This is a genomic window from Streptomyces sp. NPDC021212, assembly GCF_044332925.1.
In the GTDB taxonomy this organism is placed as follows: Bacteria; Actinomycetota; Actinomycetes; order Streptomycetales; family Streptomycetaceae; genus Streptomyces.
In genome coordinates this window covers 194,525-206,852 of sequence record NZ_JBIRPZ010000003.1, presented here as the reverse complement: position 1 = coordinate 206,852, position 12,328 = coordinate 194,525, and the positions used below count along the sequence as shown (strand labels likewise).

Annotated in this window: 9 protein-coding genes; 8 read left to right on the top strand and 1 reads right to left on the bottom strand. The window is 71.7% G+C overall.

From position 1 onward, the window contains the following. The first annotated feature begins 130 nt into the window (after nt 1–130). The 6 genes from ACH4SI_RS09170 (at nt 131) to ACH4SI_RS09145 (ending at nt 8,500) form a co-directional block, all read left to right on the top strand. Entirely contained in the window at nt 131–805 is a 675-nt protein-coding gene (locus tag ACH4SI_RS09170) for a hypothetical protein (RefSeq protein WP_398294360.1), read from the top strand. Next, nucleotides 802–3,033, top strand: a complete 2,232-nt coding sequence (locus tag ACH4SI_RS09165) for a bifunctional polysaccharide deacetylase/glycosyltransferase family 2 protein (RefSeq protein ID WP_398294358.1) — start codon at nt 802–804, stop codon at nt 3,031–3,033. Before ACH4SI_RS09170 ends, ACH4SI_RS09165 begins: the two co-directional genes overlap by 4 nt. 78 nt (nt 3,034–3,111) lie before the next feature. Then, nucleotides 3,112–4,503, top strand: coding sequence for a class II fumarate hydratase (locus ACH4SI_RS09160; protein WP_398294356.1), 1,392 nt, complete (start codon nt 3,112–3,114; stop codon nt 4,501–4,503). Nucleotides 4,504–4,571: 68 nt separating this feature from the next. Then, a complete protein-coding gene (locus tag ACH4SI_RS09155; RefSeq protein WP_398294354.1) occupies nt 4,572–5,273 on the top strand; it encodes a DUF402 domain-containing protein in 702 nt (233 codons plus the stop codon). A gap of 134 nt (nt 5,274–5,407) precedes the next feature. After that, entirely contained in the window at nt 5,408–6,127 is a 720-nt protein-coding gene (locus ACH4SI_RS09150) for a class I SAM-dependent methyltransferase (RefSeq protein WP_398294352.1), read from the top strand. 60 nt (nt 6,128–6,187) lie between these two features. After that, the gene (locus ACH4SI_RS09145) at nt 6,188–8,500 is read left to right on the top strand and encodes a SpoIIE family protein phosphatase (protein ID WP_398294350.1); all 2,313 of its coding nucleotides are present in this window, start codon (nt 6,188–6,190) and stop codon (nt 8,498–8,500) included. A gap of 71 nt (nt 8,501–8,571) precedes the next feature. Here ACH4SI_RS09145 and ACH4SI_RS09140 read toward each other — a convergent pair whose 3' ends face one another. After that, entirely contained in the window at nt 8,572–10,812 is a 2,241-nt protein-coding gene (locus ACH4SI_RS09140) for a transglycosylase domain-containing protein (protein WP_398294348.1), read from the bottom strand. A 221-nt stretch (nt 10,813–11,033) separates the two neighbouring features. On the opposite strand from ACH4SI_RS09140, the gene ACH4SI_RS09135 reads away from it, so the two are divergent. Both ACH4SI_RS09135 and ACH4SI_RS09130 read left to right on the top strand, forming a co-directional pair. Continuing rightward, entirely contained in the window at nt 11,034–11,975 is a 942-nt protein-coding gene (locus tag ACH4SI_RS09135) for an SPFH domain-containing protein (RefSeq protein ID WP_398294346.1), read from the top strand. Further along, a complete protein-coding gene (locus ACH4SI_RS09130) occupies nt 11,972–12,268 on the top strand; it encodes a hypothetical protein (protein WP_398294344.1) in 297 nt (98 codons plus the stop codon). Before ACH4SI_RS09135 ends, ACH4SI_RS09130 begins: the two co-directional genes overlap by 4 nt. Nucleotides 12,269–12,328 lie beyond the last annotated feature (60 nt).

The following is a 12,328-nucleotide window of genomic DNA, read 5'->3' as shown; positions in this document are numbered from 1 at the left end:
AGGGCCGGGGCGGGCCCCGGACCGGCCTCCCCGCCAACCTCGCACATCCAATGAAAAGACACGAACTATGACACACCGCATGTTTGACACATAGGTTGTATGTCGTATTTCCTGGTCTAGCCTCTGCCGCATGGATCCTCAGTCAGATGTGGCCGAGCGTGCGTCCTCGCGTCCCGTCCGCTCCGACGTGGCCAGGAAGGGCCCCGTGTTCGTGGACCTGTCCGGGCGCCGCGGCCGACTGGTGCGGCACGCGGGCGCGCTCGCGGGGGCCGTCTGCTTCGGCTATTCGGCTGTCCTCGGAATGGGTTTCGCGGGTGGTACGGCCATCGCTCCCGAGACACTGATCCCGGGTCACCCCGTCACCACCGAGGCGTTCGGGCGGGAGCCGAAGAGCGCCGTGGAAGGGCATTCCGGCGGACGTTCCGGCGGGCATGAGCACCCGTCGGAGGGCCGGTACCGCGGGGGCGGCCCGGACCGCCCCCGGCCGTACGCCCGGGGGGACGTACGCCCCGCGAGCGCCCGGAGGCCCACCGCGCTCGCGCGCCCCGCGCCGTCCCGGCCGCACCGCGCCCCGCGGCATCAGCGGTCCCAGGTCCACCGGCCGGGCCATGCGCGGCAGCACAAGCCCACCTCGTCACCTGCGCGTCCGGCGCCCCACAAGCCGCACCGGAGGCAGGCGGACCCGGCGCCCGGTCCGGCGAGAAAGCCCCCGGCCGTCAAGCCCGGGACGCCGGTGTGGGGGTCGACCACGCCGGGCGGGTTCGACTGGCAGTCGCTCACGCCGTTCCGTGGCGGGGTGTCGTGAGCGGCGGCAGACCGCTGAAGCTGCCGGGACCGCGCGGCCGCAGACCCGGCAACACCTCACCCGAGCACCGGACATCGCGCATCCGAGGGCGCATCCGAGGGCGCCTTCGGCTGCGCACCCGCACCCGCACCCGCACCCGGATGGTCCTCGCGTCGGCCACGCTGCTCGCGCTGGTCTGCGCCCTGCTGCTGGACGGCTATCTGCACGCCGAGATCGGCAACGACGCCCGGGTGCACGCCTCGCATGCGTACCGCAGCGTCCCCGAGCAGCTGCGCAAGGGCGGGCCGGTCATCACCTTCGACCGGAAGGGGAGGGCGACCGAGCACTCCATCCCCGCCAGGACCATCGCGCTGACCTTCGACGACGGCCCGGACCCGCGCTGGACCCCGGAAATCCTCGCCGTGCTGCGCAAGCACCGCGTACCGGGGACGTTCTTCGTGCTCGGCCAGATGGTGATCCGCCATCCCGGGCTGGTGCGCCGGATGGTGGCCGCCGGACATGAGATCGGCGTGCACACCTTCTCCCATGTCGACCTGTCCTACCAGGACAAGCGGCGGATGGACCGCGAACTGGCCCAGTCGCAGCTGGCGCTGGCGGGCGCGGCGGGTATCACCAGTTCGCTGTTCCGGGCGCCGTACGCCTCGGAGGTCTCCGCGCTCGACGACCGCACCTGGCCGGTGCAGCGGCACGCGGGCGCCAAGGGCTACGTCAGCGCGTTCGTGGACGCCGACAGCGAGGACTGGCGGCGACCGCCGGTCAAGGAGATCGTCCAGAACGCCACCCCCCGTGGGACGAAGGGCGCGTCCGTGCTCTTCCACGACGCGGGCGGCAACCGCTCGCGGACCGTGAAGGCCCTGGAGCGCTACATCCACCGGATGGCGGAGCGCGGCTACTCCTTCACCACCATCACCGGCGCGCTCGGCGCGGGGAGCGCCAACCACCCGGCCCCCGCCGTCCGGGTGTGGGAGGGCCGGGCACTGATCTGGGCCGCGCTGGCCACCCGGTACGCGCTGCCCGTGCTCATCGCGATGCTGGGGGTCGTCGGCCTCGCGGTGTTCGGGCGGCTGCTGCTGATGCTGGGGCTGGCCTGGTGGCACCGCCGCTCCCGGGCCCGGCGCCGCTACACCCTGGTGCAGGAGGTGCACGATCCGGTGAGCGTCGTCGTGCCCGCGTACAACGAGAAGGAGTGCATCGCCCACACCCTGCGCTCGCTGGCCGCCTCCACCCACCCGATCGAGATCCTGGTGGTGGACGACGGCTCGACCGACGGCACGGCGGACATCGTGGAGGCGCTGGGGCTGCGACACGTGCGGGTGCTGCGCCAGCCGAACGCGGGCAAGCCCGCCGCGCTGAACAACGGCATCGCCAACGCCCGCCACGAGCTGATCGTGATGATGGACGGCGACACCGTCTTCGAGCCCACCACCGTCCGCGAGCTGGTCCGCCCCTTCGCCGACCCCCGGGTCGGCGCGGTCGCGGGCAACGCCAAGGTCGGCAACCGGGGCCGGCTGATCGGCGCCTGGCAGCACATCGAGTACGTGATGGGCTTCAATCTCGACCGGCGGATGTACGACCTGCTGCGCTGCATGCCGACCATCCCCGGTGCGATCGGCGCCTTCCGCCGCAGCGCGCTGCTGGACGCCGGGGGCATGAGCGCCGACACCCTGGCCGAGGACACCGACATCACCATCGCGCTGCACCGGGCCGGCTGGCGGGTGGTGTACCAGGAGCACGCCCGCGCCTGGACCGAGGCGCCGGGCACCCTGGGCCAGCTGTGGAAGCAGCGCTACCGCTGGAGCTACGGCACCATGCAGGCGCTGTGGAAGCACCGCCGCTCGCTGATCGACCGGGGGCCCTCGGGGCGGTTCGGCCGGGTGGGGATGCCGCTGGTGGTGCTGTTCCAGATCGTCACGCCGCTGTTCGCGCCGCTGATCGACGTGTTCACGCTGTACGGGGTGGTCTTGGTGGACCCGGTGCGGTCGCTCGCGGCATGGGGCGCGCTGCTGCTGGCGCAGCTGCTGGGCGCGGCGTACGCCTTCCGGCTGGACGGCGAGCGGTACCGGGCGCTGGCCGTGCTGCCGCTTCAGCAGATCGTCTACCGCCAGCTGATGTACCTGGTGCTGCTGCACGCGTGCGCGACGGCGGCCACCGGCGCCCTGCTGCCCTGGCAGAAGCTCAAGCGCACCGGTGAGGTGGAGGCCCCGCGCACCCCGGAGGCCGTACGGTGACCCACCTCACCGCTCCGCCCCCGGCGGGGCGGGAAGACGGCGTGGCAGGACGACGCTGTCCTGAACGGAGGTGTCCTGATGACCGAAGAGAGCTACCGGATCGAGCACGACTCCATGGGTGAGGTGCGGGTGCCCGCCCACGCCAAGTGGCGCGCGCAGACCCAGCGTGCGGTGGAGAACTTCCCCGTCAGCGGGCAGCGCCTGGAGCGGGCGCACATCGAGGCGCTGGCCCGGATCAAGGCCGCGGCGGCGCTGGTCAACGCCGAGCTGGGCGTGGTGGAGAAGGACATGGCGGCGGCGATCGCGGAGGCGGCCGCGGAGGTCGCCGAGGGCCGCTGGGACGACCACTTCCCGGTGGACGTGTTCCAGACCGGCTCCGGCACCTCGTCCAACATGAACACCAACGAGGTGCTGGCCACGCTCGCGGGCGAGCGGCTGGGCCGCCCGGTGCACCCCAACGACCATGTGAACGCGAGCCAGTCCTCCAATGACGTCTTCCCGTCCTCCATCCACGTCGCCGCCACCGCCGCCGTCACCGCCGACCTCATCCCGGCGCTCGACCATCTGGCCGAGGCGCTGGAGCGCAAGGCGGACGAGTTCGCCGAGGTGGTCAAGGCGGGGCGCACCCATCTGATGGACGCCACGCCGGTGACGCTGGGCCAGGAGTTCGGCGGCTACGCGGCGCAGGTGCGGTACGGGGTGGAGCGGCTGCGCGCCGCGCTCCCCCGGCTGGCGGAACTGCCGCTGGGCGGCACCGCCGTGGGCACCGGCATCAACACCCCGCCCGGCTTCCCGGCCGCGGTCATCGCCGAGCTGGCCCGGGCCACCGGGCTGCCGCTGGCCGAGGCCCGCAACCACTTCGAGGCGCAGGGCGCCCGGGACGGGCTGGTGGAGACGTCCGGTCAGCTGCGGACCATCGCGGTCGGCCTCACCAAGATCGCCAACGATCTGCGCTGGATGGCGTCCGGCCCGCGCACCGGGCTCGCCGAGATCGCGCTGCCCGATCTCCAGCCCGGTTCGTCGATCATGCCGGGAAAGGTCAACCCGGTGATCCCCGAGGCCGTCCTGATGGTCGCGGCCCAGGTCACCGGCAACGACACGACCGTCGCCACGGCCGGGGCCGCCGGGAACTTCGAGCTGAACGTGATGCTCCCGGTGATCGCCAAGAACCTGCTGGAGTCGATCCGCCTGCTGACCAGCGCCTCCCGGCTGCTGGCCGACCGCACCATCGACGGGATCACCGCCGACGCGGAGCGGGCCCGGGAGTACGCGGAGTCCTCCCCCTCCGTCGTCACCCCGCTCAACCGCTACATCGGCTACGAGGAGGCGGCGAAGGTCGCCAAGAAGTCCCTCGCCGAGCGGAAGACCATCCGCGAGGTGGTGCTGGAGTCGGGCTATGTGGAGCGCGGTCTGCTGACCCGGGAGCAGCTGGACGAGGCGCTGGACGTGCTACGGATGACGCATCCGTAAGCCCTTGTTATACGGCCTGTGCGGCATAGGTCACGGCACGGCGGCCCCGTCGCACCTAAGATCTGCTCATGACAGCGGACATCGTGGAGACGACGGGCATGGCGGGCGGCGCCAGATGGGCGCCAGGGGATCACATCCTCTGGCGTTATCGCGCCAACGCCTCCGACGCCATCCACATCTGCCGTCCCGTGACCGTCGTCCGGGACACCCCGGACCTGCTGGCCGTCTGGCTGGCACCCGGCACGGCGTGCGTCAAGCCGCAGCTCGCCGACGGTACGCAGGTGCACCGCGAGCCGCTGTCCACGCGCTACACCAAGCCGCGCACGACCGCGCTGTCCCAGTGGTTCGGCACCGGGGTGCTCAAGCTGGCCAGGCCCGGTGAGCCCTGGTCGGTGTGGCTGTTCTGGGAGCGCGACTGGCGGTTCAAGAACTGGTACGTGAACCTGGAGGAGCCGCTGGCCCGCTGGAGCGGCGGGGTGGACTCCGAGGACCACTTCCTGGACATCGCGGTCTACCCGGACCGCAGCTGGGAATGGAAGGACGAGGACGAGTTCGCGCAGGCACAGCGGGCCGGCCTGATGCCCGGTGAGCAGGCCGAGCGGGTACGCGCGGCGGGCCGGGGCGCCGTGCGGCTCATCGACGCCTGGGACGCTCCGTTCCGGGAGGGGTGGGAGGAGTGGCGTCCGGACCCGTCGTGGACGGTCCCCGTCCTCCCGGCGGACTGGGACCGTATCGACAGGGGGCGTACGTCGGCGCACTCGAGGTCCTGAACCTCTTGCTGTGTCCCCATGTTTCAAACGTAGGATCGTCGTCCGGAACACTGCACATGCGGGAAACAAGACATAGGCGCAACTCACGGACGATGCGCATGATCTGACGCAATGTCACAGGAGGGGCGGGAGTCGTGAGCGGTGAGGACGACTACGGCGACGGGTATACGGGCTACGAGGACTTCGACCGCCTGGCGCTCGACCGCAGCGGTCAGGCGGAGGCGTTCGACGCCATAGGAGACCGCTACGACGAGGCCTTCCCCCACAAGGAAGGCCAGGTCGCGGCCGGTCAATGGCTGGCCGACACGCTGCCGCCCGGGTCCCGTGTGCTCGACGTCGGCTGCGGTACGGGGCTGCCCACGGCCCGTCAGCTGACCGACGCCGGACACCGGGTGACGGGCATCGACATCTCCCCCGGGATGCTGAAGCTGGCCCGGGACAACGTGCCGGACGCCGAATTCCACCAGCTCGACATCGTCGACCTGAGAGTCGGCGGCCGGTACGGCCCCGGGGGCTCCCGGGAGCTCGGCCCCTTCGACGGCATCGCCGTGTACTTCTCGCTGCTGCTGCTGCCCCGCCCGGAGATCCCGTACGCGCTGCGCGCCCTGCACGCCAACCTGAGACCCGGCGGGCTGCTGGGCCTGGGCATGGTGGAGGCGGACGTCGACGACTTCGCCATCCCGTTCCTCGGCAACTCGGTCCGGGTATCCGGTTATCTGCGGGAAGAACTTCGACAGGTCGTGACGGATGCGGGCTTCGAGATCACCGGGGAGGACTCGCACGCGTACGCCCCGGCCAGCACGGACGTACCACCCGAGATCCAGCTCTATCTGAACTGCCGACGACGTGCCTGACACTCGGTGCGCCCCCGACGAGACGCGGGCGCACGGCCCCGGACGGATGGAAACCCACGCGTGACGGAGCACCCCACCTCCCACAACAGGCGACAGGCCGCCACCCCTGCCGCCGCCTCGGGCGCGCCCGAGGACACGCACGGCGCGGTCCCGGACCCGCGGACCGCCGTGCGGCAGACGGCCGCCCCCGGCCAGGAGCCGGGCGGTGGCCGGCCGCGTCCCGCCTTCCCCGCGGACGGCCCGGCGGCCGCCCCGGGCTCCGGCGGCGCCCCGGCCCCCGAGCCGGACGGCACCCCGGCCGAGGGGGACGCCCGGCCGCGGCCCGGGCGCCGTGGCGGCGGCGGAGGGACCAAGCGCGCCGGCGGAGGGACGAGAGCCCGCAGCTCGGCGCAGAGCGAGCAGCCGGAGCACGGCACACCGGAGGGCGAGCCTGTGTGGGACGCGGACCGCAATGCCGCCAGAGGCGCGGCGCGCCGACCCGGGACCCGGGACGACGCCCCCAGCACCACAGCGGGCGAACACCCGGCCCCGGCGCGGCCCGGCGCGGCCACCTCGGCGGGCGAGGTCGCCGCCGCCGGAGAGGTCGGGTACACCACCCCCGAGGGCGGAATGCCCGCCGTGCCGCCCGCGAACGCGCCCGGCGCCGACGGCACCGCCGTGCGGGACCGGAGCGGGGACCGGCTGCGGTTCGTCGGGGCGGCGACGCGGCGCATCGCGCGCGGCATCGACCTCGACGAGATCGTGCTCGGCCTGTGCCGGGCCACCGTGCCCACCTTCGCCGACGCGATCCTGGTCTATCTGCGCGACCCGCTGCCGGTCGGCGACGAGCGCCCGGTCGGCCCGGTGGTGCTGCGGCTGCGCCGTACCGACCGGATCCCGCAGGACCCGGACACCGAGAGCGGACGGCTGCCGCTGATGTCCTCGCAGCCCGACCTGGCGCCTGCCGTGGGCGGCGGACCCGCCGCCGAGCTGTGCGAGGTGGAGGCGGGCGGCCCGCTGGCCGAGGTGCTGCGCGGGGTGCGGCCGGTGTTCGGCGACTCGCAGGCCGCCCGCGCCGCGCTGCCCGAACTCCTCGGCGAAGGACCGTCGGTGGCGACCGGTCAGCGCACCATACTGGCCCCGCTCCGCGGGCGCCGCCGGGTGATCGGCGCGGCCGTCTTCGTACGCCGCCCGGACCGGCCGTCGTTCGAACCGGACGATCTGCTGGTCGCCGCCCAGCTCGCCACCCACACCGCGCTCGGCGTCGACAAGGCGGTGCTGTACGGGCGCGAGGTCTACATCGCGGACGAGCTGCAGCGCACCATGCTGCCCGACTCCCTGCCCCAGCCCACCGGCGTCCGGCTGGCCAGCCGCTATCTGCCCGCGGCCGAGACCGCGCGGGTCGGCGGCGACTGGTACGACGCGATCCCGCTGCCCGGCAACCGGGTGGCGCTGGTGGTCGGCGACGTCATGGGCCACTCCATGACCTCGGCCGCGATCATGGGCCAGCTGCGCACGACCGCCCAGACCCTGGCCGGGCTCGACCTGCCGCCGCAGGAGGTGCTGCACCACCTCGACGAGCAGGCCCAGCGGCTCGGCACCGACCGCATGGCCACCTGCCTGTACGCGGTCTACGACCCCGTCGCGCACCGCATCGTGGTCGCCAACGCCGGCCACCCGCCGCCGCTCCTGCTGCACCGCGGGGGCCGCGCCGAGGTGCTGCGGGTGCCGCCGGGGGCGCCGATCGGGGTCGGCGGCGTCGACTTCGAGGCGGTCGAGCTGGACGCGCCCGCCGGGGCCACCCTCATGCTCTACACGGACGGCCTAGTCGAGTCGCGGATGCGCGACGTGTGGACCGGCATCGAGCAGCTGCGCGAGCGGCTGACCGCCACCGCCCGGCTCACCGGCCCCAACCCGCCGCCGCTGGAGCCGCTGTGCGACGAGGTGCTGGACATGCTCGGACCCGGCGACCGCGACGACGACGTGGCGCTCCTCGCGGCCCGCTTCGAGGGCATCGCGCCCAGCGACGTCGCGTACTGGTTCCTGGACCCGAAGGCCCAGACCGCCGGGCAGGCCCGCCGCCTGGCCCGCCGGGCGCTGGCCCGCTGGGACCTGGAGGATCTGACGGACGCGGTGGAGCTGCTGGTCAGCGAGGTGGTCACCAACGCCGTACGGTACGCGGAGCGGCCCATCACGCTGCGGCTGCTCCGCACCGACGTGCTGCGCTGCGAGGTCGGCGACGACGTGCCGCAGCTGCCGCGGCTGCGCCAGGCCCGGCCCTCCGACGAGGGCGGCCGCGGGCTGTACCTGGTCAACCGGATGGCCCGGCGCTGGGGCGCGACCCGGCTGTCCACGGGCAAGGTCGTCTGGTTCGAACTGGCCATGCCGGACTGAGCCGCCCGGCACGGAAGGTGCCGGGCGGCTCAGGAGGATCGGCCGGTGCCCGAAGGCCGGGGCCGGGACGGTCAGCCCAGGCTCTGCCCGGTGTCGCCACCGCCGTCCTCATTGCCCGGCAGGGTGGCCGGCGGGCTGAGGGTCGGCGAGGACGGCGGCGTGGACGGCGGGGTCGACGGGGTCGACGGCGTCGTCGGGGCGGTGGGCGAGTCGTCCGGGGTCGGGCTCTTGCTCGGGGTCGGGCTCTCGCTCTCCGTGGGCGGGGCCGATGTGGTCGGCGCTTCCTCGGACTCCGTCTCGGACGGCGTCGTCGGCGCGACGTTGTTCAGCTCGGTGTCCAGGTCGAACTTCGTGGTCGACTTGTCGCCCAGGGTGCTGCCCATGTACGCGGACCAGATCCTGGCCGGGAAGTCACCACCGTTGACCCGGCCGCCGCCGGCCGTGCCCTTGAGCGAGACCTGCGTGCCCTTGCCCGCCCTCTCGCCGAACATGCCGACCGAGGTGACCAGGTCGGGGGTGTAGCCGGTGAACCAGGCGGACTTGTTGTCGTCCGAGGTACCGGTCTTGCCCGCCATCTCCTGGCCCTTGGTGCGCACGGCCTGGCCGGTGCCGTCGTCGACCACGCCGGTCAGCACCTGGGTGACGGAGTCGGCAGCGCCGCGGCTGATCGCCTGGCCGTTGGTCGGGTCCGGCAGGTCGGCCTGCTGGTCCTCGCCCTTCTCGGCCGACTTCACGAACGCCGGGGTGACCTTCTTGCCGTGGTTGTCGAGGGTCGCGTAGACCCCGGCCATCTCCTTGGGGCTGGCGCCCATCACGCCCAGCGACATCGCGGGGCGCACGTCGAAGCCGTTCTTCACGTCGCCGACCATGCCGAGGTCCATGGCGGTGTTCTTGACCTTGCTCAGGCCCACATCCACCGCCATCTGCGCGAAGACGGAGTTGACCGACTTGTTCATCGCCTTCTGGACGTTGATCGAGCCGTAGGACTTGTTGTCCTCGTTCGGCGGGGCGAAGGCGGTGTCGCTGCCCTTGACCGGCCGCCTGCTCGTGCCGTCGTAGAGGGTGCGCGAGGTGATGGGCGAGCCGTTCTGCGTCGTCGATCCGTTCTCGTAGGCCGAGGCCAGGATGAGCGGCTTGAAGGTGGAGGCCGGCTGGTAGTCCGAGCGGATGGCGTTGTTGAAGAAATGTTTGGTCGCACCGGCGCCGCCGTACATCGCCACGATGCCGCCGGTCTTGGGGTCCACCGAGATCGCGCCGACCTGGGCGTCCTTGTCGACCTGGCGCTTCTTCGGGTCCAGCTTGTCGGTCAGCTCGGTCTTGACAGCCTTCTCCAGCATCTTCTGCTTCTTCTTGTCGGCGTTGAGGGTAACCGTCCAGCCCCCGGCCGCGAACTCGTTCTCACTCACTCCGGCCTTGAAGAGTTCCTCCTTGGCGGCCTTGATGAAGTAGCCGGTCTGGCCGTCGAGCCCGGCGATGGGGCGGGGCGCGATGGGCTTTTCGAACTTCAGCCCGTCACGCTCGCTCTTGGACAGCCAGTCCTTCTCGACCATGTTGTTGAGGATGTAGTTCCAGCGGGCCACGACCAGCTTCTTGCCGATGGGGCCCGCCGTCGCATAGTCGTACTGACTGGGGGCCTGGAGCAGGGCCGCGAGATAGGCGCCCTGCGCGACCGTCAGCTTCTCGACGTCCTTGTTGTAGTACGCGCGGGCGGCGGCCTGGATGCCGTAGGCGCCGCGGCCGTAGTAGCTGGTGTTGATGTAGCCCTGGAGGATGTAGTCCTTGGACTGGTCCTGGTCCACCTTGAGGGAGATCACCAGTTCCTTGAGCTTACGGCTGACCGTCTGCTCCTGGCTGAGGTAGTAGTTCTTGACGAACTGCTGCGTGATGGTCGAGCCACCCTGCTTGCCCCGGCCGAGGGCGGTGTTGATCAGACCGCGCGCGGTGCCGGAGAAGGACACACCGGAGTCGGTGTAGAAGTCCTTGTTCTCGGCGGCGACGAAGGTGTGCTGCACCTTCTTGGGGACCTTGGACAGCGGCACCGACTCGCGGTTGACCGCGCCCTCCTTCGCCATGATCGAGCCGTCGCTGTACTTGTAGATGTTGGCTTCCGCCTGCGCCGCGGCGTTGGCCGGGGGCACCTTCACCATGAAGTACAGGATGGCGAACGCCCCGACACCCAGGACGCCCAGCCCGACGAAGTAGCCCAGCACCTTCTTCCAGGTGAAGAACCGGCGTATACCCCCCTGCTTGGCGGCCTTCTTGGCCCTGCGTGCGCCCTTCTGCCGCGCCCGCCGCTCGTCCGCTCTACCCATCTCTCCCGCCGCTCCAGTCCATCCGCCCCCCGCACCCAAGCCAGCTCATGAAGCTAGCACCGCATCAACCGCCAAATACTCATCGATCAAGCTTTTTCCGTACGTGACAAAGAGCACGTCTCTCACGGGAACTTGACGGACCAGTACGGCCGAGGGTTGCACAGGAACCAAAATGTGTTATCACTTTGCTAGACGGCTTCGAGGAGAGAAACGGGGATCCCATGACCGACACCACCACCGCCACCGCCGACATACCGGCATTCCAGGAGCCACAGGTACGGGAGCGTCCCGCGAAGAACATCAGCGGCGGCCTCGCCCTGCTGCTGGGCCTGATCGGGCTGGCCGCCGGGGTCGGGCTGATCCTCGCCGGGGCGGCCGTCGCCGCCGAACACAAGGGCGCCGGCTCCACGGCGCTGATCGTCGCGGGGATCGTGGTGATTCTCACCGCCATCATCACGATGTGCGGGCTGAACATGGTCGCGCCGGGCGAGGCCCGGGTCGTGCAGCTCTTCGGCCGCTACCGCGGCACCATCCGCACCGACGGGCTGCGCTGGGTGAACCCGCTGACCAGCCGGGAGAAGATCTCGACCCGGGTGCGCAACCACGAGACCGCGGTACTCAAGGTCAACGACGCGTACGGCAACCCGATCGAGCTGGCCGCCGTCGTGGTCTGGAAGGTCGAGGACACCGCGCAGGCGATGTTCGAGGTGGACGACTTCCTGGAGTTCGTCGCCACCCAGACCGAGGCGGCCGTGCGCCACATCGCCATCGAGTACCCGTACGACGCCCATGACGAGGACGGCCTGTCGCTGCGCGGCAACGCCGAGGAGATCACCGAGAAGCTCGCGGTCGAGCTGCACGCCCGGGTCGGAGCGGCCGGGGTCCGCATCATCGAGTCGCGCTTCACCCATCTCGCGTACGCCCCGGAGATCGCCTCCGCGATGCTCCAGCGGCAGCAGGCGGGCGCGGTGGTCGCCGCCCGGCGGCAGATCGTGGACGGCGCGGTCGGCATGGTCGAGGCGGCGCTGGCCCGCATCACCGAAGAGGAGATCGTGGAACTGGACGAGGAGCGCAAGGCCGCGATGGTCAGCAATCTGATGGTGGTGCTGTGCGGGGACCGCGCCCCGCAGCCCGTCCTCAACACCGGCACGCTCTACCAGTGACGGAACAGAACGAAGAGGGCGCGTCCGGCCGGCAGCCGCGGCGGCAGCGCAAGCAGACGCTGCTGCGGCTCGACCCGGCGGTCTACGACGCCCTGGCCCGCTGGGCGGGCGAGGAACTGCGCAGCGCCAACGCACAGATCGAGTTCCTGCTGCGCAAGGCCCTGGCGGACGCGGGCCGGCTGCCCGGCACCGCCCGCCCGATCCCCCGCCGCGGCCGCCCGCCGCGCGGGACGGGCGGAGCGGACGGAGACGGGGCCGATGACGGCGACTCCGGGGGCCGCACCGCGCAGTAGCCCACTGACCTGCGTGAACACAGCACTCACCGCAGCTATACACACGAGGTATACGCGTCG